At 70.9% G+C, this 24237-nt stretch carries 21 protein-coding genes; 13 read left to right on the forward strand and 8 right to left on the reverse strand.

Annotated features, from left to right (window positions below; genetic code table 11):
* Nucleotides 1-187: 187 nt before the first annotated feature.
* The 3 genes from ABD194_RS12540 (at nt 188) to ABD194_RS12550 (ending at nt 3509) form a co-directional block, all read left to right on the forward strand.
* Nucleotides 188-1516 carry an ABC transporter substrate-binding protein gene (locus tag ABD194_RS12540; RefSeq protein WP_343991781.1) on the forward strand — a complete coding sequence of 443 codons (1329 nt, stop codon included), beginning with the start codon at nt 188-190 and terminating at the stop codon, nt 1514-1516.
* Between the two features lie 80 nt (nt 1517-1596).
* Complete coding sequence (locus tag ABD194_RS12545) at nt 1597-2580, forward strand: carbohydrate ABC transporter permease (RefSeq protein ID WP_343991783.1); 984 nt, start codon at nt 1597-1599, stop codon at nt 2578-2580.
* Complete coding sequence (locus ABD194_RS12550; protein ID WP_343991785.1) at nt 2577-3509, forward strand: carbohydrate ABC transporter permease; 933 nt, start codon at nt 2577-2579, stop codon at nt 3507-3509. Before ABD194_RS12545 ends, ABD194_RS12550 begins: the two co-directional genes overlap by 4 nt.
* Before the next feature lie 74 nt (nt 3510-3583).
* On the opposite strand, the gene ABD194_RS12555 is transcribed toward ABD194_RS12550, so the two are convergent.
* From ABD194_RS12555 to glpX, 3 genes are all read right to left on the reverse strand, one after another.
* Nucleotides 3584-5302 (reverse strand): substrate-binding and VWA domain-containing protein, encoded by a 1719-nt coding sequence (locus ABD194_RS12555; protein WP_343991787.1) that lies wholly within the window; start codon nt 5300-5302, stop codon nt 3584-3586.
* A gap of 93 nt (nt 5303-5395) precedes the next feature.
* Nucleotides 5396-6367 (reverse strand): carbohydrate kinase family protein, encoded by a 972-nt coding sequence (locus tag ABD194_RS12560; RefSeq protein ID WP_343991789.1) that lies wholly within the window; start codon nt 6365-6367, stop codon nt 5396-5398.
* A gap of 11 nt (nt 6368-6378) precedes the next feature.
* Nucleotides 6379-7371 (reverse strand): class II fructose-bisphosphatase, encoded by a 993-nt coding sequence (glpX, locus tag ABD194_RS12565; protein ID WP_343991791.1) that lies wholly within the window; start codon nt 7369-7371, stop codon nt 6379-6381.
* A gap of 98 nt (nt 7372-7469) precedes the next feature.
* Between glpX and ABD194_RS12570 the strand changes: the two genes are divergently transcribed.
* Nucleotides 7470-8150 carry a DUF4245 domain-containing protein gene (locus ABD194_RS12570; protein ID WP_343991793.1) on the forward strand — a complete coding sequence of 227 codons (681 nt, stop codon included), beginning with the start codon at nt 7470-7472 and terminating at the stop codon, nt 8148-8150.
* Nucleotides 8151-8236: 86 nt separating this feature from the next.
* Here ABD194_RS12570 and ABD194_RS12575 read toward each other — a convergent pair whose 3' ends face one another.
* Both ABD194_RS12575 and xseA read right to left on the reverse strand, forming a co-directional pair.
* Nucleotides 8237-8515 (reverse strand): exodeoxyribonuclease VII small subunit, encoded by a 279-nt coding sequence (locus ABD194_RS12575; protein ID WP_343991795.1) that lies wholly within the window; start codon nt 8513-8515, stop codon nt 8237-8239.
* A gap of 10 nt (nt 8516-8525) precedes the next feature.
* Nucleotides 8526-9845: an exodeoxyribonuclease VII large subunit gene (gene xseA, locus ABD194_RS12580; protein WP_343994135.1), complete on the reverse strand. Its 1320-nt coding sequence runs from the start codon at nt 9843-9845 to the stop codon at nt 8526-8528.
* 135 nt (nt 9846-9980) lie between these two features.
* On the opposite strand from xseA, the gene ABD194_RS12585 reads away from it, so the two are divergent.
* Nucleotides 9981-11015 carry a 4-hydroxy-3-methylbut-2-enyl diphosphate reductase gene (locus ABD194_RS12585; RefSeq protein ID WP_343991797.1) on the forward strand — a complete coding sequence of 345 codons (1035 nt, stop codon included), beginning with the start codon at nt 9981-9983 and terminating at the stop codon, nt 11013-11015.
* A gap of 195 nt (nt 11016-11210) precedes the next feature.
* Here ABD194_RS12585 and ABD194_RS12590 read toward each other — a convergent pair whose 3' ends face one another.
* Nucleotides 11211-12413, reverse strand: a complete 1203-nt coding sequence (locus tag ABD194_RS12590) for a DNA recombination protein RmuC (RefSeq protein WP_343991799.1) — start codon at nt 12411-12413, stop codon at nt 11211-11213.
* A gap of 62 nt (nt 12414-12475) precedes the next feature.
* Between ABD194_RS12590 and ABD194_RS12595 the strand changes: the two genes are divergently transcribed.
* From ABD194_RS12595 to ABD194_RS12610, 4 genes are all read left to right on the forward strand, one after another.
* On the forward strand, nt 12476-13315 hold the full coding sequence (locus ABD194_RS12595; protein WP_343991802.1) for a thioesterase family protein: 840 nt from the start codon (nt 12476-12478) through the stop codon (nt 13313-13315).
* Between the two features lie 13 nt (nt 13316-13328).
* Nucleotides 13329-13637 carry a histidine phosphatase family protein gene (locus ABD194_RS12600; RefSeq protein WP_343991805.1) on the forward strand — a complete coding sequence of 103 codons (309 nt, stop codon included), beginning with the start codon at nt 13329-13331 and terminating at the stop codon, nt 13635-13637.
* A gap of 55 nt (nt 13638-13692) precedes the next feature.
* A complete protein-coding gene (ychF, locus tag ABD194_RS12605) occupies nt 13693-14778 on the forward strand; it encodes a redox-regulated ATPase YchF (RefSeq protein WP_343991807.1) in 1086 nt (361 codons plus the stop codon).
* Between the two features lie 139 nt (nt 14779-14917).
* The gene (locus tag ABD194_RS12610; protein ID WP_343991809.1) at nt 14918-15832 is read left to right on the forward strand and encodes a hypothetical protein; all 915 of its coding nucleotides are present in this window, start codon (nt 14918-14920) and stop codon (nt 15830-15832) included.
* A gap of 42 nt (nt 15833-15874) precedes the next feature.
* Here ABD194_RS12610 and ABD194_RS12615 read toward each other — a convergent pair whose 3' ends face one another.
* Nucleotides 15875-16174 carry a hypothetical protein gene (locus tag ABD194_RS12615; protein ID WP_343991812.1) on the reverse strand — a complete coding sequence of 100 codons (300 nt, stop codon included), beginning with the start codon at nt 16172-16174 and terminating at the stop codon, nt 15875-15877.
* 286 nt (nt 16175-16460) lie between these two features.
* On the opposite strand from ABD194_RS12615, the gene ABD194_RS12620 reads away from it, so the two are divergent.
* From ABD194_RS12620 to ABD194_RS12635, 4 genes are all read left to right on the forward strand, one after another.
* Nucleotides 16461-18188, forward strand: coding sequence for a SulP family inorganic anion transporter (locus ABD194_RS12620; RefSeq protein WP_343991814.1), 1728 nt, complete (start codon nt 16461-16463; stop codon nt 18186-18188).
* Between the two features lie 194 nt (nt 18189-18382).
* Nucleotides 18383-18841: a Fur family transcriptional regulator gene (locus ABD194_RS12625; protein ID WP_343991816.1), complete on the forward strand. Its 459-nt coding sequence runs from the start codon at nt 18383-18385 to the stop codon at nt 18839-18841.
* A complete protein-coding gene (gene katG / locus ABD194_RS12630; protein WP_343991818.1) occupies nt 18838-21114 on the forward strand; it encodes a catalase/peroxidase HPI in 2277 nt (758 codons plus the stop codon). The genes ABD194_RS12625 and katG overlap by 4 nt, the downstream gene beginning before the upstream one ends.
* A 284-nt stretch (nt 21115-21398) precedes the next feature.
* Nucleotides 21399-23411, forward strand: a complete 2013-nt coding sequence (locus ABD194_RS12635) for a fibronectin type III domain-containing protein (RefSeq protein ID WP_343991821.1) — start codon at nt 21399-21401, stop codon at nt 23409-23411.
* Between the two features lie 20 nt (nt 23412-23431).
* Here the strand turns inward: ABD194_RS12635 and ABD194_RS12640 are convergent, their stop codons facing one another.
* Nucleotides 23432-24193: a DUF5995 family protein gene (locus tag ABD194_RS12640; RefSeq protein WP_343991824.1), complete on the reverse strand. Its 762-nt coding sequence runs from the start codon at nt 24191-24193 to the stop codon at nt 23432-23434.
* Between the last annotated feature and the right edge of the window lie 44 nt (nt 24194-24237).

The following is a 24237-nucleotide window of genomic DNA, read 5'->3' on the forward strand; positions in this document are numbered from 1 at the left end:
TGGCGGGGGTCACTGTTGTGGTGTTCAGTGTGAACTACATGACCCACTGAATGAACGCGACGGGCGCCGAACCGTCACCAGCACCGTCCGACGGTGACGCCGGGCACACCTGTTTGGAGCCGGCATGAGACGTGACCGGTCAGCTTTGGGGCCGATGGAGCCCCCAACCCTCCAAGGAGGAGCAGGCATGATCAATCGCAGGTCTGGCGTGACAGCGTTGGTGGGGATCGGCGTCGCCGGTCTTGCAGCGGGGTGTCTGTCGTCGAACTCGGGTGGCAGCACCTCCAACGGCTCGGCCGCCAGCGGCCCGGGCAAGACCACCATCGAGGTCATGTACGGCCTCGGCCCGGACACCGAGCCCGGCTTCAAGGCGGACGTGTCCGCGTGGGCAGCCCAGAACAAGATCACCGTCAAGTTCACCAAGTCGGCCTCGTGGGACACCGAGATCCGCACCCGCGTGCAGGGCGGCAACCCACCTGACCTCGGCCTCTTCCCCCAGCCCGGCCTGATGTGCGACCTGGCCAAGCAGAAGAAGCTGATCCCCTACGACGACGCGACCGTCGCCACCAACAAGGAGTCGCTGGTGCCCGGCCTGGTGGATGCCGGCACCTGCGCCGACGGCAAGGTCTACGGGCTCCCCAACGAGGTCAGCGTCAAGAGCATCCTGTGGACCGACGCCCCGGCCTTCAAGAGCCTCGGTGCCCAGGCCCCCGCCACGCTCGACGACCTGCTCACCCTCACCCAGAAGATCAAGTCCGAGGGCAAGACCCCGTGGTGCATCGCCGCAGAGTCCGGCCAGGCGACCGGCTGGCCCATCACCGACTGGATCGAGGACCTCGTCCTGCGCTTCGCCGGGCCCGACAACTACGACAAGTGGGTGAAGGGCGAGCTGAAGTTCAACAGCCCGGAGATCAAGCCGGCCTGGGAGTACTTCCAGAAGATCGCCTTCGGCGACGGCTACGTCCGTGGTGGCACCAAGGCCATCCCGGCGACCAACTTCCAGACCGGCGGCAACGCGCTCTTCACCCAGCCCCCCGGCTGCTACCTGTTCAAGCAGGCGACGTTCGTGGCCAACAAGGGCGGCTTCCCCGACTCGGTGATCGCCAAGCTCGACACCCAGACGAACCCGCTCCCGTTCCCGCCGAAGACGGCGGGCGACAACCCGGTGCTCGTCGCCGGTGACCTCGCGGCGGCCTTCAACAACGACGCCAACGTGCTCAAGCTGCGCAACTTCATCGCCAGCAAGGAGAACGGCACCCAGCAGGCCAAGAACGGCGCCTTCTCCCCGCACAAGACGGCCGACGTGTCGCTGCTGCCGAACAAGACCCTGCAGAAGATCGCGACCGACGTGCTCTACAAGGCGACGGCGGCTCGCTTCGACGGGTCCGACGCCATGCCGGCCAAGGTCGGTGCGGGCACCTTCTGGACCGAGCCGGTCAAGTGGCTCTCGGGCCAGCAGGACCTCAACGCGACGCTCGACAACATCGACGCCAGCTTCCCCAAGTCCGGTAGCTGACGCCGCCTGACCGCGAGGGCGACCGACCCGGTCGTCCTCGCGGTCGACAGCGCAGCCTTTCAACGAAGAGAGGAAGTGCCATGGCCATCAAGATCGCCAACGCGGTGATCGCGATCATCGGGGGCATCGGCGGCGCCATCATCATCTTCTGGATCCTCAACAAGCTGGCCGAGTCCCTGAAGGGCCGGTGGGAGGACCGGGTCAAACCGTGGATGTTCGCGGGCCCGGCGATCCTCGCCATCGCCGTCTACCTCATCTACCCGGCGATCGTGACGATCGAGTACAGCTTCGCCAACGACGACTCCTCGGAGTTCGTCGGGCTCAAGAACTACAAGGACCTGCTGACCGACAGCACGTTCCTGCAGGTGCTGCTCAACAACGTGTTGTGGATCATCATCGTTCCAGCGATGACGGTGGTCCTCGGCCTGGGCGTCGCAGTGCTGGCGGACCGTCTGCGAGCCCGCGGCGAGAAGACGACGAAGACCTTCATCTTCCTGCCGATGGCGATCAGCATGGTCGGTGCCGCGACCATCTGGCGCACCGTCTACGACTACCAGCCGGCGGGGGCGCCGCAGACGGGCATCCTCAATGCCATCCTCGGCTTCTTCGGCAAGGATCCGGTCTTCTGGTACGGCCAGAGCACCCTGCACTTCAACAGCCTGCTGCTGATGATCATCCTGATCTGGACGCAGGTCGGCTACTCGATGGTGCTGCTCTCGGCCGCGATCAAGGGCGTCCCCGAGGACACCGTCGAGGCGGGCCGCATCGACGGAGCCGGTGAGCGCCGAATCTTCTTCAGCATCATCGTCCCGCAGATCTGGCCGACGGTGATCACCGTGTTCATCACGGTGCTCATCGGCGTGATGAAGGTGTTCGACGTCGTCTACGTCACGACCAACGGCGCCTACAACACCGACGTCATCGGGCGGCGCTTCTACGACGAGCTCTACACCCAGGGCAACGCCGGCTACGCGTCGGCGATCGTCGTGATCCTGCTGCTCGCCGTCATCCCGATCCTCATCTACCAGGTCCGCCACTTCAGGGCCGAGGAGGCAGCACGATGACCACCACGTTGCAGCCGGGCACGGGCGCCCCCGCCGATGAGCCCCAGGTCATTCGCCAGAGCAAGCCCGGCACCGGTAGCGGGTCGGCCAACTGGCCGGTGCGCATCGGCCTGCTCATCCTCTGCATCGCGTGGATGATCCCGGCGCTCGGCATGCTCGTCAACTCGTTCCGCCCGCGTGACGAGCAGTTCGCCTCGGGCTGGTGGACGGCCTTCTTCAACCCGTTCGGGTCCTCCTGGACCATCCAGAACTACACGACGGTCCTGACCTCCGACCAGGCCACCGGCATCCCGATGGCCCAGGCGTTCCTCAACAGCCTCATCGTGGCGCTCCCCGCGACGGTGATCCCGATCCTCATCGCGGCGTTCGCGGCCTACGCGTTCACCTTCATGCAGTGGAAGGGGCGCGACGTCGTCTTCATCATCGTTGTGGCCCTGCTGGTCGTCCCCAACCAGGTCGCGTTCGTGCCCCTCGTCAAGCTCTACTCGGGCCTGGGCCTCAACGGCACGTTCATCGCGGTCTGGCTTGCGCACATCGGGTTCGGCATGCCGCTCGCGATCTACATCCTCCGCAGCTACATGTCGGGGCTGCCCACGGCGGTCATCGAGTCGGCGAAGATCGACGGCGCGAGCCACTTCACGACGTTCTGGCGGCTCATCATGCCGATGTCGATGCCTGCTCTGGCCTCGTTCGCCATCTTCCAGTTCCTGTGGGTGTGGAACGACCTGCTCGTCGCGCTGATCTTCCTCGGCCGCGGCGAGAACACGGTCGCGACGGTGGCGCTGCAAGGCTTGCAGGGACAGACCGGAGCGGGCCGGGAGCTCATCCCGGCCGCCGGCTACATCACGATCATCGTCCCGATCCTCGTGTTCCTGTCGCTGCAGCGGTACTTCATCCGCGGCATGACCTCGGGAGCCGTCAAGGGCTGACGAGCCGACCGAGACGCGCAGCACGAGAAGGGTCGTGGCCTCCATGGGGCCACGACCCTTCCTCGTGGCCCCTCTCAGACGCAGCGGCCGTTCTTGCAGGTGTGGTCGAACAGGGCACGCGCGAGCACGGTCTTCATGTCACCTGCCGAGGGCGCCGCATAGAACCTGGAGTGCGTCATGGTCGAGATCTGCGACAGCGCAGCCGGGTCGACGTCGGGCCCGACCCCGATGGTCGTGACGGCGACCGGTCGCTGCGGGTCCCACGCTGCCTGCAGCTTGGCCTCGAGCTGCTGAAGAGTCATGCCGGTGGGGTCGTCGTTGCGACCGTCGGTGAGGATGACGACGGCGTTGACGCGGTCGGGGTCGTAGTCCTGCTGCGCCTGCTGGTAGGCCGCCCAGATCGTCTCGTAGAGGCCGGTGCCTCCTCCGATGTGGTTGGAGAGGCTCCCCAGGGCCTGGACCACAGCCTGGCGCTGTCGGGGGTCGTCGAGGCGACCGATCGGTGCGAGCTCGCGGTAGTCGACGCCGTTCACCCCGATGTCGGTGGAGAACATCCAGAGCCCCAGCTTCGTGGAGGCCGGCAACGTCGCCAGGGCGATGCCCGCGGCTTCCTGGGTGACGCCGATCCGGGTGCTCGAGCCCACCTTCTGCTTCATCGACCCGGACACGTCGAACACCGACAGGAGGGAGAACTCCGCCGTGACGGCCTGCCACGCGTCGGTGGCCGCGGTGACGGAGCCCGCGTCGACGCTCGCCCCGACGGCCACCGCGCCCACGCTGCCCTTCGGCGGCGCGGGGGCGACGGGGTGGGCCGTGGATCGCAGGCCGTACTGGGCGAGCACCGTGGCGGCCGCGGGCGTCGCCAGGTGCGCCCTCAGCAGCTCGACGAGCCGAGCCCGGGCCGGGTCGGTCGCGACGTCGACGAGCGAGAACTCGAACGGTGGCGTGCCCTCGCGGGGCGTCACCGACACCATGGTGTGGCCGGGGGACACGCGGTTGTGCCGGACGAGGTCGGCCTCCGCCACCGGGAATGCCTGGGCCTGGGCGGGGTCGGCGTCGTGCGCGCGGAAGAGCTCGTCGACCGACGCAGCGGTGGTCTTCGCGAGCCTGGGCAGGGCGGTCCGTCCCTGTTCCCGGGAGAGCCCCGGAAGGGCCGCGGCCAGGGTCAGCATGCCGGCCGTGGTGGACCGCGGGTCGCTGACCCGGAGCGTGCCGTCGCCGGCGACGAGGTCTGGCCAGGAGGGTTGCCCACCGAGCCGGCCCGCCTGCTGCGCGTCCATCGCGATGACGAGGGGGCTCTTGGCGAAGGGCTCGGCCGGCTTGGCGGCGAGCTTGGCGGTGGCGTTGGCGCGCTGCACCCACTGCGCCGAGTCGGGCACCCAGCCGTCCGGGCGCCCGGGCTGCCCGGGACCGAGCCCGATCATGGCCTCCACCGGTGACTTGGCGGTGACGAGGAAGTGGACGCAGGGAGAGGCCGGGGCCGACTCGTACTCCTGGGCGACGGCCGCGAGAGCCGGCTGTGCCGCCTGAGAGACCCAGAGGGACACGGGAGTGCGGCCGGCACACGAGGCGGCGGCTGTCGAGGTGGTCTCGCGCGCGCCTCGCCAGAGCACACCGCCCACGACGCCGCCGGCCAGCAGCAGGACGCCGAGGGCGGCGGCGATGATCTGGCTGCGCCAGCGAGCAGCACGTTGGGCGCGCTCGGCCTCGAGGGCCTCACGCCGGGCGCGGCTCTCGATCAGGCTCTGCTCGTAGGGGCCGATACGACGGCGGGGAGGGGTGGGGTCGGACACGAGGGGTTCCTCACAGGAGGGCGCCCCGACACCGGGGCGTCAGCCGGACCTGCGGCCGATCTCACCGGCAGGCCGTCCAGCATCGTGCCCGAGTCATCGAGTGCTTGTCGAATGCCCGACGTGTCCTTCGCCCAGGTCGTTCCGCGTCGGGGCGTGCGCCCCGGCGCGCTGGACCGTGAGGGCGGCGGTGCGCAGCGCGCGGTCCACGGCCGGCAGGACGGCGGCGAGCGTCGCCCGGCTCAGGCGGCCTCGTGCCTCCGGTCCGCCCAGCAGCCCGGCGTCGAGGAGCCCCGACACCAGGCCGGCCATGAAGGAGTCCCCGGCTCCGACGGTGTCGACCACCTGCACCGCTGGTGCCGGCAGGGCCCGCTGCTCGCCGGTGCCCGTGGCGCGGACGACGACGCCCTCACCGCCACGGGTCACCATGACGACCGCCGGGCCGAGCTCGCCCCACGCGCGGACGACGTCGTCGAGCGACTCGCCGGGGCACAGCCAGGCGATGTCCTCGTCACTGACCTTGACGACGTCGGAGAGGGCGATCCCGCTCTCGATCGACCGGCGGGCCTGCTCGGGGCGACCCATGAGGGAGGGCCGGGCGTTCGGGTCGTACGAGACGGTTTCACCGACCCTGCGCGCCTCGGTCAGGATCTCGCGCACCTGGGCGCCGCCCGGCTCGAGCACGGCGCCGATGCTTCCGGTGTGCACGTGGCCGTATGCCGTGAGGCCGGGGACCGGCGCCACCTGCCACTCGAGGTCGAAGACGTACGTCGCGGCGCCGTCGGCGCCCAGCGTCGCGTGGGCGACCGACGTGAAGGCTGCGCCCTGCGAACCGGGGGTCAGGGTGACGCCGCGCTGACGGCATACCTCCTCGATCCGGCGGCCGCGCTCGTCGGTGGCGATCCACGTGGCGAGGTCGACGGGGTGCTCGAGCGCGGCGATGCCGAAGGCGACGTTGGCGGGGCTGCCGCCCACGTGCTCGACGGTGCTCCCGCCCGGGGTGGTGACCGCGTCGACGAGCGCCTCGCCGACGACGAGGGTGCGCACGTTGGCGGCGGTGTCCGTCACAGCGCGCCTCCTCAGACGTCGATCATGTCGGTGCTGCCGAACCAGCCGGGTCGGTCGAACCGGTGCTCGCTGTCGATGGTGCGGATGGTGCCGCTGCGCGAGCGCATGACGAGGGAGTTGGTGCGTGCCGACTTCGCGCCGTAGCGGACGCCGCGGAGCAGCTCGCCGTCGGTGATGCCGGTCGCGACGAAGAAGCACTCGCCGGTCACGAGGTCGTCGGTGGCGAGGACCCGGTCGAGGTCGTGGCCGGCGTCGATGGCTTTCTGGCGCTCGTCGTCGTCGCGGGGCCACAGCCGGCCCTGGATGACGCCGCCGATGCACTTGATCGCGCACGCCGCGATGATGCCCTCGGGGGTGCCGCCGACTCCGAGGAGCAGGTCGACGCCGGTGCCCGGGCGGGCGGCCATGACGGCGCCTGCGACGTCGCCGTCGACGATGTAGCGGATCCGCGCGCCGGTGGCACGGATCTCCTCGGCGAGCCCCTGGTGGCGCGGACGGTCGAGCATCACCACGGTCACGTCGGCGGGCGTCTCCTTCTTCGCCTTGGCGATGCGGCGGATGTTCTCGGCGACGGGAAGGCGGATGTCGACGACGTCGGCAGCCTCCGGGCCGGTCGCGATCTTGTCCATGTAAAAGACGGCGGAGGGGTCGTACATCGCGCCCCGGTTGGCCACGGCCATCACCGCGACGGCGTTGTTCATGCCCTTCGCCGTCAGGGTCGTGCCGTCGATCGGGTCGACGGCGACGTCGACCTCGGGTCCGGTCCCGTCGCCGACCTGCTCGCCGTTGAAGAGCATCGGCGCGTTGTCCTTCTCGCCCTCGCCGATGACGACGACGCCGCGCATGCTGACGGTGGAGATCATCGCGCGCATGGCCTCGACGGCGGCCCCGTCGGCCTTGTTCTTCTCGCCGCGCCCGACCCAGCGGCCGCCAGCCATGGCTGCAGCCTCGGTCACCCTGACCAGCTCGAGAGCGAGGTTGCGATCCGGCTGGCTGTGCTTCATCAGGTGGTCCTCCGTCGGCGCAGAACGAGTCGGCGCCAGCCTATCGGTGGGCAGGCCCCGGTTTGGACCGCGTCGTCGAGTCGGGGACGATGAGAGGCATGAGCACCCCGTCGACGTCGTCGACACCATCGCCTGAGACCGCCCGTCCCGCCGCAGGCGTCCCGGGCACCGGAGGGCAGCCGGAGCAGCCGTCGCCGGCAGCACCGCCGAGCCGCTACTCGCTCGGCACGTTCCCCAACATGATCCGCTCGATGGTCGTCATCGCCCTGTTCGTGCTCGCCCTCGTGGCGATCGTCCCGAGGATCACGCAGGTGCAGCGCCCGGCCGTCGACGCGTCCGGCAAGGCGGCCCAGGTGGCGGCGCAGACGTCGTGGTCGGTGCTGATGCCACAGGGGCTCGGGAAGGGCTGGGTGCCGACCGTCGCGACCTATGCGCCGGGCACCGACCAGGTGCCGACCTTCACCACGGTGTGGACCACGCCGACCGGCGCCGACATCGCGCTCAAGCAGGCGGCAGGCGCGACCCAGGGCTGGGTGAGCCGCTCGGTCAACGACGGACAGGCCACCGGGACCGTCACCGTGTCGGGTCGTGGCTTCGAGAAGTACGCGGCCAGTTCGGTGAACCAGATCGCCTACGTCGCCAAGGGCACCGGGGCCAAGGGGGTCACGGTGGTGGCGAGCGGGACGGCGCCCGAGGACGAGCTCAAGGCCTTCGTGGCCGCGCTCGCCCCGGTCAAACCGGCAGCCGGTGTGAAGCCGGCGCCGTCGACCACGCCCTGACGGCCGGTTCCCTCGGGGACGCGACAGCGGCCGCGGCCCCGGCCGGCAGCGCGTCGGCCGTCAGCGGCGGATACGTGTGGGCCGGCTCAGGAGTCGTCCTCGTCGAAGATCTCGTCGTCGGCGTGCAGCTCGCTCCCGCCCGCAGCGGGGCGGGTGGCCCGCTCGATCTCGGCCTGGGCGCCGTCGAGCCAGGTCGCGCAGTGCGCGGCCAGGGCCTCGCCCCGGCGCCAGAGCTGCATGGAGTCCTCGAGGGGCGCCTGCCCGGCCTCGAGCTTGGCCACGATCCCGATGAGCTCCTCGCGAGCGTCCTCGTAGCGCATCCCGGCGATGTCGGGGAAGCCGTCGGTCGTCGTCACGTCAGCCATGTGCGACACCCTACGACCCCGCCCCGTCAGCGCCCTCAGCCGTGGAGCCTCCGGCCGCGCGCGCCTTCCTCGGCCTCGAGGCCTTGGCGGGCGCGTCGTCGACGCCGGCGCTCACCGGTCGCACCCCGAAGTCGCCGCGGGCCACGCGGACGCGCAAGAGCTCGCCGACGCCCACGTCGTCCTGGTCCATGACGATGCGTCCGTCGCGGTGCTGCACGACGGCATACCCGCGCTCGAGCGTCGACTGCGGGGAGAGGGCCACGACCTGGCGGCGCAGGTGCTCGACCTGGTCGCCGGCGCGGTGCAGGCGAGCCTCCATGCGGGTCGTCGCGCGGACGCGCAGGGCGGCGACCTCCTGCCGACGAGCGCGCACGAGCGCGACGGGGTCGGCCATCACGGGCCGCGACACCAGCGAGCGCAGGCCGGACCGCTCGGCGTCGACACGACGGGCGAGCGCGCGGCGTATGCGGTCGCGGGCGGTGTCGACGAGGGCGCGCTCGTGCGCGGCATCGGGCACGACCTTCTTGCCCGCGTCGGTGGGGGTGGAGGCGCGCCAGTCGGCGACGAGGTCGAGCAGCGGCTGGTCGACGTCGTGGCCGATGGCGCTGATGACGGGCGTGCGGGCCTGCGCGACCGCGCGGATCATCGCCTCGTTGGAGAAGGGCAGCAGCTCCTCCAGCGCGCCGCCTCCGCGTGCGATGACGATGACGTCGACGGCCGGGATCGCGTCGAGCTCGCGCAGCGCCTCGACGACCTCGGTGACGGCCGACGCGCCCTGGACCGCCACCTCGCGGATCTCGAAGGCCACCGCCGGCCAGCGGCGGCGGGCGTTCTCGACGACGTCCTTCTCGGCGGCCGAGTTGCGCCCCGTGATGAGGCCGACGAGGTGCGGGAGGAAGGGGATCGGCCGCTTGCGCCCAGCGTCGAAGACGCCCTCAGCCGCGAGCGTCCGCTTGAGGATCTCGACGCGGGCGAGCAGGTCGCCGATGCCGACCGGGCGGATCTGGCGGGCCTCCAGCTGGAGGGTCCCGCGCTTCGTCCAGAAGGTCGGCTTGGCCTGCAGCACCACCCGTGCGCCCTGGGCCAGCGGGATCGGCATCGCGTTGACCGCGTTCATGGGGACGGACACCGAGAGTGACATGTCGACGTCCGGGTCGCGGAGCGTGAGGAACGCCGTGCCCCCGCGCGGGTTGAACTGCACGACCTGGCCCTCGACCCACAGCTGGCTCATCCGGTCGACGTAGTCGGAGATCTTGAGGCTGAGCACGCGTACCGGCCACGGCTGCTCGGCCGAGGTGTCGGCGGCCTTGTCGGGCAGCGGGCTCGTCATGCTCACCCGCGTCACACTACGGGGCGGCGCCTACGGTCGCCGATGCCGTGGCGACGCGCCGCCGAGCAGCGGCCGAGGGGCGCCCGGGCCGGCGGCGAATCGGGCGCCTGGCGCTGGTCCCCGTACGATGGGCGCATGAGCCATCCCGCCGAGCAGACGTCCGCCAAGAAGGTCCTCCTCGCGGCGCCACGCGGCTACTGCGCCGGTGTGGACCGGGCGGTCGTGACCGTCGAGAAGGCCCTCGAGCTCTACGGGCCCCCCGTCTACGTCCGCAAGCAGATCGTGCACAACAAGCACGTCGTGACGACGCTGGAGAAGCGCGGCGCCATCTTCGTCGACGAGACCGACGAGGTCCCGGAGGGCGCCACCGTCATCTTCTCCGCCCACGGGGTCGCCCCGGTCGTGCACGACGAGGCGCGGGCTCGCAGCCTCAAGACGATCGACGCCACGTGCCCGCTCGTCACCAAGGTGCACCGCGAGGCCGTGCGCTTCGCCGACGACGACTTCGACATCCTGCTCATCGGCCACGAGGGCCACGAGGAGGTCATCGGCACCTCCGGCGAGGCACCCGAGCACATCACCCTGGTGGACGGGCCCGACGACGTCGCGAACGTCACGGTCCGCGACCCGGAGAAGGTCGTCTGGCTGTCGCAGACCACGCTGTCGGTCGACGAGACGATGGAGACGGTGGCGCGTCTGAAGGAGAAGTTCCCCGCGCTGCAGAGCCCCCCGTCCGACGACATCTGCTACGCCACGCAGAACCGCCAGCTGGCGGTCAAGGAGATGGCGAAGGACACCGACCTGATGATCGTGGTCGGTTCGCGCAACTCCTCGAACTCGGTGCGCCTGGTCGAGGTGGCTCTCGAGCACGGTGCTCGCGACGGGCACCTCGTCGACTTCGCCGACGAGATCCAGCCCGAGTGGCTCGAGGGCGTCTCCACGGTCGGGGTCACCTCCGGCGCGAGCGTCCCCGAGGTGCTCGTCCGCGACGTCCTGTCATGGCTCGCCGAGCGAGGCTACGGCCACGTCGAGCCGGTGGTCGCCGCGGAGGAGTCGCTGCTCTTCTCGCTGCCGCGGGAGCTGCGTCGCGACCTCAAGGCGCGCGACGGGGCGGACGCCGGTACGGTCCGGCACGACGCCGCCTTCGAGGACTCTGGCTCGCTCCACTGACCTCGCCAGTTCCCCAGCTGCTCGCCAACTGCGCCGTGGCGCAGTTCTGACCGGGATTGGGGCCGGGCTGGGCATGAGTCTGCGCCGTGGCGCACCTTCGGCCGGGATCGGGGTCGCACGGGGGGCAACCGCGCCGTGGCGCAGTTTCGGTCAGCCGTCGCCTGCTCGGATCTGGTACGGATGGGCCTTCGTCGGTCAGGCGGAGGCCTCTCCTCCGGGGGGCAGTCGGTGGGTCGCCTCCCGCTCGAGGTAGGCATCGTCGCGCGCCTCCCGGCCGAGGTCGTCGGTCAGCTCGGCCGCGCTCACCGAACGCGGCGCGACCTCGAGCGGCACGAGCGCCGGCGGCTGTTCGCTCGCGAGGTGCAGCTCGTGCATGCGCCGGGCCGTGACGAGCACCCGCGACTCGAGCGTGCCGACGAACTTGTTGTACTGCTCGACCGAGCGCGACAGGGACTGGCCCATCGTCGTCACGTGCCCGCCCAGGGTGGTGAGGCGCGAGTAGAGCTCCTGGCCGATGGCGAGCAGCTCGCGCGCGTTCTGCTCGAGGGCGTCCTGCTGCCAGATGGCGCCGATGGTGCGCAGCACCGCGAAGAGGGTGCCGGGCGAGGCGAGGACGACCTTGCGCGACAATGCGTGCTCGTAGAGCCCCGGGTCGTCGGAGAGCGCCGTCGCGAGGATGGCCTCGCCCGGGACGAAGCAGATGACGACCTCGGGGGAGCGGGTGAACGCGGTCCAGTACGCCTTGGCGGCTAGGCCCTCGACGTGCCGGCGCAGAGCTGTCGCGTGGGCAGCCAGCAGCTCGGCGCGCTCGGCCTCCGAGACGGTGTCGCCGTGCGCCTGGAGGAAGTGCGACATCGGGGCCTTCGAGTCGACCACCACGTGACGGGAGCCGGGCAGGTTGACCACCGCGTCGGGGCGCACCGTCGCGCCGTGACGGCTCACCCGGGTGACCTGCTCGTCGAAGTCGCAGCGCGCGAGCAGCCCCGCGAGCTCGAGCACCCGGCGCAGCTGGACCTCACCCCAGGCGCCGCGGACGGTCGAGGCGTTGAGGGCACTGGCCAGCGTGGCGGTCTCGGACCGCAGTGACTCGGTGGAACGGCTCACCTCGGTCAGGCGCTCGCCGAGCTGGCCGAACTGGAGGGAACGGTCGCGCTCCAGGGCGCCGACCTGTCGCTCCACCCGCCCGATGGTGTCGCGCAGGGGAGCGAGCAGGGCGGCGGTGGCGTCGTCGACCTCCCGAGCGGTCTCGAGGTCGGCCACCCGCTCGCGAAGCACGTCACGCTCAGCCTCGGCCCCGGCCGAGCGCGCCAGCAGCGTTGAACGGGCGGAGAGCCAGGCGAGCAGTGCGCCGAGGACTGCCCCGATGACGAGCCCGACGAGCAGAGCGGTGAGGTCCATGCGAGCACCGTCCCAGAGAGCGCCGACAGCGGGTGGAGCGACACGTCTGTTACACCTTGTCCGTGAGCGAGTACGACGACGCGACCCGGCTCGAGACGGGCGACGACCCCACCCAGCGGCACGGCACCTTCTCCGAGGACTGGATGATCGGCAACGCCGTCAACGGCGGCCTCGTCATGACCACGGCGCTCCGCGCGCTCGGTGAGCACCTCGCGGCAGACCCGGGCGAGACGACGGAGCACGTCGACCCGGTGGTGCTCTCGGCCTACTTCATGACCGCGTCGCAGCCCGGCCCCTTCACCGTCACCACCGAGGTCATGCGCTGCGGGCGCACGCTCTCCACGGGCCAGATGACGATTCACCAGGCCGGCGACGACGGTCGTCCGGTCGAGCGCATGCGCGCGATCGGCTCGTTCGGCAACCTCACCGACCTCGAGGTGCAGCGCCAGGCGGCCCCGGCCGAGATGCCGCCGCCGGACCAGTGCCTCTCCGCCGACCAGGCGCCACCCGGCTTCCTCTCCAACGCCAAGTTCCTCGACCGCCTCGACCTGCGGCTCGACCCCGACACCGCCGGCTGGGCGCTCGGCAAGCCGTCGATGCGCGGCGTGATGCGCGGGTGGCTGCGCCTTCGCGACGGACGCGAGCCCGACACGACGCTGCTCATGCTGGCGCTCGACGCCTTGCCACCGGTCGCCTTCGACCTCGGGCTCTTCGGGTGGACGCCCACGCTCGAGTTCACCGGCCACGTGCGCCGCCGACCCGAGCCGGGATGGCTCCAGGTGACCCTCGGCAGCGACACCCTCGGCGGCGGCATGATGGAGGAGGACGCGATGATCTGGGACTCCGCCGGCAACCTCGTGGCCCAGTCGCGCCAGCTCTGCGGCGTGCGCACGCCGCGCTGAGGCCACGGCGCCGATGAGTGTCCAGCTGGTCTACGAGACGCACTCGGTCACCGAGGACAACGAGGCCGGCATCGCGACCGGCTGGCTGCCGGGACGCCTCTCCCAGCAGGGGCGGCGCCTCGCGCGCGAGCTGGGCCGGCGACGCCCGGCCGCCGGGTTCGCGGCCGTCTACTCCTCCGATCTCGCCCGCGCTGTCGAGACCGCCGAGCTGGCGTATGCCGGCAGCGGCGTGCCGCTGCACGTCGACGCCCGCCTGCGCGAGTGCGACTACGGCGCCCTGAACGGGTGGCTGGGAGTGGACTCTGACGTGACGCCGGCGTGACGGCATACGCCCTCGTGGTCGGACCTCGCGCGAACGTCACTAGACTCTTGTCCTCGTGGCACTCACCATCGGAATCGTCGGTCTCCCCAACGTCGGCAAGTCGACGCTCTTCAACGCGTTGACGAAGAACAACGTGCTCGCCGCGAACTACCCGTTCGCGACGATCGAGCCGAACGTCGGAGTCGTGCCGCTGCCCGACCCGCGCCTCAAGGTCCTCGCCGGGATCTTCAGCTCGGAGAAGATCCTCCCGGCCACGGTCAGCTTCGTCGACATCGCCGGCATCGTGCGCGGCGCCAGCGAGGGGGAGGGGCTCGGCAACAAGTTCCTCGCCAACATCCGCGAGGCCGACGCCATCTGCCAGGTCGTGCGCGCCTTCGAGGACGGCGACGTCGTGCACGTCGACGGCAAGGTCAGCCCGGCCAGCGACATCGAGACCATCCACACCGAGCTCATCCTCGCCGACCTGCAGACCCTCGAGAAGGCCGTGCCGCGCCTCGAGAAGGAGGCCCGGGTCAACAAGGAGAAGAAGGCGGCCGTCGACCTCGCGGTCGCCGCGCAGAAGGTCCTCGAAGCGGGCGACACCCTGTATGCCGCCGGGCCGGCCGCCGGGGTCGATCTCGCCGAGGCGAAGCAGCTGGGTCTGCTGACGACCAAGCCGTTCATCTACGTCTTCAACCTCGACGAGGAGCAGCTGGCCGACACCGAGCTGCAGGCGTCCCTGCGCGAGCTCGCCGCGCCGGCCGACGCGGTGTTCCTCAACGCCAAGCTCGAGATGGACCTCATGGAGATGGAGCCGGACGAGGCCCTCGAGCTGCTCCAGAGCTTCGGCGCGGAGGAGTCGGGGCTCGACCAGCTGGCCCGCACCGGCTTCCACACCCTGGGCCTGCAGACGTACCTGACGGCCGGGCCCAAGGAGTCGCGCGCGTGGACCATCGGCAAGGGCTGGACCGCCCCGATGGCCGCCGGCGTCATCCACACCGACTTCCAGCGCGGCTTCATCAAGGCTGAGGTCGTCAGCTTCGACGACCTCGTGGCGGCGGGGAACATGAACGCCGCCAAGGCGGCCGGCAAGGTGCGCATCGAGGGCAAGGACTACGTCATGGCCGACGGCGACGTCGTGGAGTTCCGCTTCAACGTCTGAGCGCTCGGCGCACACGCTTGAGCGGTCCGGGTGACGGATGCGGTTGCGTCGATCCGGGGGTGCGGATGGGCGCGGACGGATAGCCTGATAGGTGGCCTCGGGTAGGCCGGGGCCCCCCTCCTCCCCAAAGGGGGAAGCCGTGAGAAGACTCGTTTCCACTTTTGCCGCGCTCGCGCTGGCTGCCGCTGTTCCCGTGGCCGCCGCCGGGAGCGCCTCCGCCCACGTCGGCGATCACCACCACGTCACGACGGTCTGGGTCACCGGCGACGGTTCTCAGGTGTCACTGAGCCGTTCGCGGGCCGACGCGGGCCCCATCAGCTTCCACGTCTCCACGTCGAACACCGGCCCCGGTGGAAGCCAGATCAGCCTCTTCCGCCTTCTGGGAAAGGCCACGATCAACACGTTCAAGGCGGACCTGGCCAATGAGTTCTCGTCCACCCCGGCGACCGCCGCCAAGGGCACCCGAGGGCTCAACCGCCACATCAGTGCAACCGGGCTTGCAGACGTCCAGAAGGGGTACCCGGCCTCGGTCCGGGTGGACCTGCGACCCGGCACGTACTACCTGATGGACCTCGGAAGCTTCTTCGGGCCCATGGGACCGTCCGGAGCACCGAACCCTGCGCTGACGACGTTCGTCGTGCGCGGCACCGAGGGGGACAGCTCGGCCTGGAAGGACGGCTCGGACTCGCACACGCCGACCATCTGGCTCACCTCCGCGGACCGCTTCGTCGGCCCCCGCCATCTGCCGGCAGAGGGAAGCGTGACCTTCCGCAACGTCGCTGACACGATCCACGTCGCGCAGTTCTCGCCGGTGAAGAAGGGCACCACCGACGAGCAGGTCCAGGCGTACTACGACTCCGGGGTGATGACCCCTCCGCCGTTCGCGCTCAACGGACCGGCCTTCGGCTTGGACGTCCTGTCCGCAGGCACCCACGCGACCCTGACCTACGACATGCCGCCCGGCACCTACGTCCTGCAGTGCTTTGTGTCCGACGACGTGACAGGTATGCCGCACGCCCTCATGGGGATGCACAAGGTGGTCGTCCTGAAGTGACCTGACGGTTAGACCGACGAACGCAGTCCCCGGCCGTCCGGGTCACTGGTGCCCGGACGGCCGTCGCGCGCGCCGCCGACCAGCCACGTCGTCGCGTTCGGCATCGGTGGCGGCCATCTCGTAGTGGAACGCCAGGCGCCTCCAGCGGTCCCGGTCGGCTCGCAGGTTGGCGTGCTCGGCGTCGGCCGCGGCCATGACCGCTGCGTAGGCCGCGTGCCACCATCCCGGCGGACCACCGACCGACGTCCGCAGCCAAGCCAAGGCGTCCTTGTACGGCTCGATCCGCTCGCCGATGGCGGGCTGCCGCGAGCGGCTCGAGTGGTTCTCGTCTGGGCCTTCCATGTTTCCTCCTGCGGGGCGCGCGGGTGCACCTCGAAGGGTTGGTCACCCCTGGTGCGCGCTGCGGCCGCCGGCTGGCTCTCTCCTACCCATCGTGCGGCCCACTCACCGACGTCGACGAGCAGTTCTTCTCGCGTGGAGGGCAGCCGCTCGGCGTCGTGCACCTGTGGCGACGTGGCGACCGGACCCGCTCACCTGCGGTCGTCGCTCATCCCACGGGGGTGATGCGCGGGGCACGGCAGGCGCGGGACGTTACGGGTGACGACGTGATGTGGCCGAGGTGATGCCGGTGGTGCAGCGGGTTCCCGGGGTCGCGCTGCTCAAGGCATACCGCCGCGAGTGGCTCGCCAAGGACGTCGTCGCCGGAGTGGTCCTGACGACGCTGCTGGTCCCGCAGGGCATGGCGTACGCCGAGCTCGCCGGCCTGCCGCCGATCACGGGCCTCTACACGACCATCATGTGCCTGCTCGGCTACGCCGTGCTCGGGCCGTCGCGGATCCTCGTGCTGGGGCCCGACTCCTCGCTCGGTCCGATGATCGCCGCGACGGTGCTGCCCCTCGTCGGCTCGGGCGGCGACCCGCAGCGAGCCGTGGCACTGGCCTCGGTGCTCGCGATCCTGGTGGCCGTGATCATGACCGTGGCGGCGGTCGCGAAGCTCGGGTTCATCGCGGACCTGCTGTCGAAGCCGACCATGCTCGGCTACATGAACGGCCTGGCCCTGACCATTCTCGTCGGCCAGCTGCCGAAGCTCTTCGGCTTCAAGGTGGACGCCGACGGGCTCGTCGGGGAGGTCGTCGGCTTCGTGCAGGGCGTCGCACAGGGCGAGGCGGTTCCTGCAGCCGTGGCGGTCGGCGGGGTCGGCATCGTTTTGGTCCTCGCGCTCCAGCGCTGGGTGCCGCGCGTGCCCGCCATCATGGTGATGGTCGTGCTGGCCATCCTCGCGACGTCGCTCTTCGGGCTGGCCGCGCGCGGCGTCGACCTGGTGGGAGTCCTCCCTAAGGGGTTCCCCCCCTTCACGATCCCCGACCTCCAGCGCGGAGACATCGCCCTCCTCGTCGGCGGCGCCCTCGGCATCGCGACGATCTCGCTCGCCGACACGATCTCCACGTCGTCGGCGTTCGCCGCGAGGAGCGGCCAGGAGGTCCACGGGAACCAGGAGATGATCGGCATCGGCGCGGCCAACCTCGCCGCAGGCCTGTTCCAGGGGTTCCCGGTGAGCACCAGTGGCTCGCGCACCGCCGTCGCCGAGCGCTCCGGCGCCAAGACCCAGCTGACCGGGGTGGTCGGAGCCGGGCTGATCATCGTCATGATCGTGCTCGTCCCGGGACTGCTGCAGAACCTCCCGCAGCCGGCGCTCGCCGCCGTCGTCATCACCGCGTCGCTGTCCCTCGCCGACGTCCCCGGCACCGCGCGGCTGTGGAAGCAGCAGCGGATCGAGTTCGTCCTGTCGGTCGCGGCCTTCCTCGGCGTCGCGCTGCTCGGCGTGCTGCCCGGCATCGCCATCGCGATCGGCCTGTCGATCCTCAATGTCTTCCGTCGGGCGTGGCTGCCGTACGAGACCGTCCTCGGGAAGGTCGACGGGCTCGAGGGCTACCACGACGTGCACTCCTACCCCGACGCGCGGCGCCTCCCCGGTCTGGTGATCTACCGCTTCGACGCGCCGCTGTTCTTCGCCAACGCGAAGACCTTCCGCGACGAGGTGAGGACGCTCGCGCGGACCGAGCCCAGGCCGCGGTGGATCCTTGTCGCGGCCGAGCCGATCACCGACGTCGACACCACTGCCTCCGACGTGCTGCAGGAGCTCGACGAGGAGCTGGACGGCGCCGGCACCCACCTGGTGTTCGCCGAGCTCAAGGACCCCGTCAGGCGCAAGATGGACCGCTACGGGCTCGCCCGCCAGATCGAGCCACGGCACTTCTTCCCGACGCTCGAGTCCGCCATCAGCGCGTACCAGGCCGAGACCGGGGCGCGCTGGCACGAGAGCGCGGCCAGCGAAGCGGCTCCCGGGTCCGCGTGAGGCGGAACCGGCCGGACGACGGTGGATGCCGACGGGCGATGTCGCACGTCCTGCTCCCCGTGCCGGGCCAGGCGCTGGACCTCTGACCCTGCCCTCGCCGACGTCGCGGGCACCCCTGGGGCCCTGCGGGCGCCCGGTACGCGCACGTGCTCCCTTCATTTGACTCATTCCAGAACACGGGACATCCTGCTCGCATGACCACGGACTTCAGCTCCGTGTTGCGCGAGGCCTCGTTGCGCGTGACGCGCCCACGACTGGCCGTCCTGGCCGCGGTGCACCAGCGCCCGCACGTCGACACCGAAGCGGTCATCGACCGCGTGCGTGCCGAGCTGGGCACCGTCTCGCACCAGGCGGTCTACGACGTCCTGCGGGCGCTGACCGCCGCGGGCCTGCTGCGGCGCATCCAGCCCGCCGGCGGTCCCGCCCTCTACGAGGCGCGGGTCGACGACAACCACCACCACGTCGTATGCCGTTCGTGCGGTGCCGTCGCCGACGTGGACTGCGCGACGGGCCACGCCCCGTGCCTCGCCGCCCCAGGCGACCACGGCTTCTCGATCGACGAGGCCGAGGTCACCTACTGGGGCACCTGCCCCGAATGCTCCACCGACCACACCAGTGAAGTGACACCGAAGCCCGGAAGGAAGCCCTCATGACCGAGAGCCAGGACAGCATCACGCCAGAGAGCCCGCAGGGAGTGGACCGCAAGGCCGAGGCCGGATGCCCGGTCATGCACGACTCCGCCGCAGCGAGCGGCAGTGAGAGCGAGAACCCGGCGATCCCGTCGCCCACCCCCAAGACGGGCGGTCGGCCGCACGGCATCAAGGACTGGTGGCCCAACCACCTGGACCTGTCCGTTCTGCACGCGCACTCGCCGAAGGTCAGCCCGCTCGGTGCGGGGTTCGACTACGCCAAGGAGTTCGAAGGGCTCGACCTCGACGCGATCAAGCGGGACATCGTCGAGGTGCTGCACACCTCCCAGGACTGGTGGCCGGCGGACTTCGGCCACTACGGCGGCCTGATGATCCGCATGAGCTGGCACGCGGCCGGCACGTATCGCATCTACGACGGGCGTGGTGGCGCCGGTGACGGCGCCCAGCGGTTCGCGCCGCTCAACAGCTGGCCCGACAACGCCAACCTCGACAAGGCGCGCCGCCTGCTCTGGCCGGTCAAGCAGAAGTACGGCCAGAAGATCTCGTGGGCGGACCTGCTGGTCCTGGCCGGCAACGTCGCCCTCGAGGACATGGGCTTCGAGACCTTCGGCTTCGGCTTCGGCCGCGAGGACGTCTGGGAGCCGGAGGAGGTCTTCTGGGGACCCGAGGACACCTGGCTCGGCGACGAGCGCTACTCCGGCGAGCGCCAGCTCGAGGAGGCCCTCGGCGCGGTCCAGATGGGCCTGATCTACGTCAACCCGGAGGGTCCCAACGGCAACCCCGACCCGGTGGCCTCGGCCAAGGACATCCGCGAGACCTTCGCCCGCATGGCGATGAACGACGAGGAGACCGTCGCCCTCATCGCCGGTGGTCACACCTTCGGCAAGACCCACGGCGCCGGCGACCCGGACCTGGTCGGCGCCGAGCCCGAGGGCGCCCCGCTCGAGGAGCAGGGCCTCGGCTGGAAGAGCCAGTACGCCACGGGCAAGGGCAAGGACGCGATCACCTCGGGTCTCGAGGTCACCTGGACCTACCACCCGACCCGCTGGGACAACGAGTTCTTCGAGATCCTGTTCGGCTACGAGTGGGAGCTGGAGAAGTCCCCGGCGGGGGCGAACCAGTGGGTTGCCAAGGACGCCGAGGCGCTGGTCCCCGGCCCGTCGGCGGACTCGCCCAAGCGACGTCCGACGATGCTGACCTCCGACCTCGCACTGCGCTTCGACCCGGAGTACGAGAAGGTCTCGCGCCGGTTCCTCGAGAACCCCGACGAGTTCCGCCTCGCCTTCGCCAAGGCCTGGTACAAGCTGCTCCACCGCGACATGGGTCCGGTCTCGCGCTACCTCGGCCCCTGGGTGCCCGAGCCCCAGCTGTGGCAGGACCCCGTGCCGCCGGTCGAGGGAGAGCTCGTCGGTGACGCCGACGTCGCGGACCTCAAGGCCGCGGTGCTCGACTCCGGGCTGTCCGTGTCCGAGCTCGTCTCGACGGCGTGGTCCTCGGCGGCCAGCTTCCGGCACACCGACAAGCGCGGCGGCGCCAACGGTGCCCGCATCCGCCTCGAGCCGCAGCGCAGCTGGGCTGCCAACCAGCCCGAGCAGCTGGCCAAGGTCCTCGAGAGGCTCGAGGGCATCCAGGCCGAGTTCAACGGCCGGGGCGGCGCGCAGGTGTCGCTGGCCGACCTCATCGTCCTGGCCGGCTCGGCCGCGGTCGAGAAGGCGGCCAAGGACGCCGGCGTCGAGGTCAGCGTGCCGTTCCACCCGGGGCGCACCGACGCTTCGCAGGAGCAGACCGACGTCGACTCCTTCCGGGTGCTCGAGCCCCGCGCCGACGGCTTCCGCAACTACCTGCGGGCCGGCGAGAAGCAGCAGCCCGAGGTCCTGCTCGTCGAGCGGGCCTACCTGCTGAACCTCACCGCTCCCGAGATGACGGTCCTGGTCGGTGGCCTTCGCGCCCTGGGCAACAACCACGGCGGCGTCACCCACGGCGTGCTCACGGACCGGCCGGGCGTGCTCACCAACGACTTCTTCGTCAACCTGCTGGCTCCCGGCACGCAGTGGAAGGTGTCCACGTCCGAGGAGAACGTCTACGAGATCCGCGACTACGCGTCGGGCGACCTGAAGTGGACGGCCACGGCGGTCGACCTCGTCTTCGGCTCGAACTCGCAGCTGCGGGCGCTCAGCGAGGTCTACGCCAGCGACGACGCGCGTGAGAAGTTCGTGCGCGACTTCGTCGCCGCGTGGACCAAGGTGATGGAGCTCGACCGGTTCGACCTCGTCTGACCCGTCCTCGTAGCTCCTGGTCACCACGAGCCCCGTCCCGCCTCCTCGGCGGGGCGGGGCTCGCCGCATCCGGGGCGGGCCGGGGAGGGACCGTAGGACCGGGTCCGTCCATGTCGGCCACGCCGCGCATTTGGCGACTTCTGCAGACCGGTCGCGAATGCCGACCTAGCCTTGAGGGACCGGCGTGTGCTGTCTGGTCCTGGGGGGGAATACACATGTCTGCTGTCTCGCGTGCTGCTTTGCGTCCTGTCTCGCGTGCCGTCCGGTCGGGCTTCGTCGCTCTCGTGACCGCGATCCTCGCGCTCGTGACGGCGACCGCGACGCAGGCCGCCCTGGCGACCGCGCCAGCTCAGACCTGGGGCGTCAACGGCCGGGTGTCGGCGATCCTCCCGCTACCCACCGGCAAGGTGGTCGTCGGCGGGGCGTTCACGGCCGTGGTCGACGGCGCGGGCGCCTCCCAGTTCACCGCGACCAACGTCGCGCTGTTCGACCCGGCCACCGGGCGCTTCGACTCGAGCTGGCGGCCGAGCGTCAACGGCTCCGTGAACGCGTTGGCCACGGACGGGACGCGGCTGTTCCTCGGGGGCGCGTTCACCAAGGCCGGCGGAGCCACCCGGGACAAGCTCGCTGCGCTCACCCTCGACAGCGGTGCGTTGGAGACCGGGTGGGTGGGCCCCAAGCTCGACGGGCCGGTCGACGTCATGCGCCTGAGTGCCGGTGCCCTCTTCGTGGGCGGGAACTGGAACACCGTCACGTCCGCCGGCACGACGTACGCGCAGGCCAAGGTGGCGAAGCTCAGCGCCGCGACCGGAGCCTTCGACACGGCGTTCCGGCCGACCGCCAACCCCACCCCGAGCGACGTCCCGCCGAGCGGGCGGGTCTGGGCCGTGCTCGTCCTCGACAACGGCAACGTCGTGCTCGGTGGGGACTTCGGTGACATCAACGGCGTGACGTCCACCCGCCGGATCGCGATCGTCGACCCGGTCACGGGCACCCCGCTCAAGGGGTTCCAGTCCAGGCCCAACAACGGCTCGAGCACCGCCACCATCCTCGACCTCGCCACGGACGGAACCACGATCTACGAGGCCGTGGCGGGCAGCGGTGGCGCCTGCACCGCGGTCGACGCCGCCACCGGTGCGGTCCGGTGGTCCTGGCACTCCAACGGGAACATGCAGTCCGTGCGGGTCGTGGGCAGCACCGTCTACTGCGGTGGGCACTTCGGCGGAACGGCGTCGTTCGGCAACCAGACCCGCAACAAGATCGCCGCGGTCGACGCGACCTCCGGCGCCATCCTGCCCTGGGCGCCCGTCATCAACAGCGCCCTCGGGGTGTGGTCGATGGGCTCGGACCCGACGCGGCTCTACCTCGGCGGTGACTTCACCAAGGCAGGCGGCGTCGCGCAGCAGCACTTCGCGATGTGGGTCGACGGCGCGGCTGCATCGGTCCCGGGTGCCCCGGTGCTCAGCGGGAGCGCGGGGGACGGCGTCGTCCACCTGAGCTGGCAGCCTCCCTCCAGCGACGGCGGTTCGACGATCCTGAGGTACAAGCTCTGGCGCAAGGCGGCGAGCGCAACCAGCTACCCCAACGCGGCGCTTGCCACCGTCTCCAAGGGCACGACGTACGACGACACGACGGTGACCAACGGAGCGGCGTACACGTACCGGGTCCTGGCGGTCAACGGCGTCGGCAGCGGGCCGTACAGCAACGAGCTCACGGCGACACCCGGGACCACGGCCCCGTCCGTCCCGTCCGCCCCGTCGGGCCTGACGGCGACGGTCGGCGGCACCACGGTCTCGCTCGCGTGGACGGCGCCGGCACTGCCCGGCAACCCCGTCTTCACGAGGTACGACATCTACCGCGGCACGACGTCCGGGCAGCGCAGCCTGCTCACCAGCGTGCCGGCCGGCACCACCACCTACACCGAGGCGCTGCCCGCGTCCGGCACGACGTACTTCTATGCCGTCAGGGCGGTCAACACGATCGGCTCCAGTCCCGACTCCAACGAGGCGAGCACGGGCGGCTCCTCCAGCGGTGCACCGACGCAGCCGACCCTGAGCGCCACTGCGGGGGCCGGCGTGGTGGACCTCTCGTGGACGGCGGGAAGCGGCGGGGGAGCCGCGGACAAGTGGGTCATCCTGCGGGACAACGTCCAGCTGACCCGGCTCACCGACCCCGCCGCCCGGAGCTACCGCGACACGACGGTCGTCTCGGGCACGACGTACACCTACAAGGTCCGGGCGGTGAACGCGGCGGGTAGCAGCCCCAACGCCAACGCCGTCACGGTCACCATGCCCTAGCCGGTCCGCACGGCCACTCGTCAGGCCGGGGGAAGCACGACACCGAAACCGGCCACGGCGAGGTGCAGCAGCACCTGGCCCGGCGCCAGCAGGTCGGCGATGCGAGCGGCGCTCAGCACCTCCAGCTCGGCGAGCCGGACGGCATACTCGTCAGGACCGGCAACGCGTGCCCGCTGCAGCTCTGCCGTGTTGTGCCACACCTTCGCGCGCGCCTCCCGCAGGAAGCGTGCGGAGGCAGCCCGGTTGAATGGCGTCAGCGCCCGGTCGAGGGGGCTCTTGCGGCCCTGTGCGCTCAGCTCGTCGTCCTCCGCGGCGACCCGCGCCGACAGCACCGCGTCGATGCGCTCGTGGTCGCGGCGACGGCGACCGAGCAGGACGGCATCCGCGAAGTCGGCATCGCTGATCACCCCCAGGAGCGCCTGCGGCAGGTCGTAGTTGATGTGGGCGTTGATGCCGAGCAGCACGTGTCGCAGTGGTGGGAGGTCGGGCGGAGCGTCGAACGCGAGCCGCCACGGACGTGGCGGGCGGTGACCGGTGTCGCCGGACAGGTCGGCGTCGAGGGCGTCGAGGTAGAGGTCGGCGAAGGCGACGTCCCAGGCCTGCACCCAGGCGGGGTCCTCGAACGCGCCGTACGCGAGCGCCTCGCCGACCGCGCGCGTCGTCCGCTGGTAGGTGGCGAGGAAGGCCCGCCGGGGAGCGAGCTCGGGCGGCATCGCCTCCAGGATCGACGTCATCCGGTCGAGGACGTCGTCGAGCGTGCGCCCAGCCACCGCTCCGGTCATGGGTTCTCCTCGTGCAGGCCCTTGCCTGCTCCTATTCTGGAGCG

Origin of the sequence: Terrabacter terrae (assembly GCF_039529575.1) — a bacterium.
Lineage (GTDB): Bacteria > Actinomycetota > Actinomycetes > Actinomycetales > Dermatophilaceae > Terrabacter > Terrabacter terrae.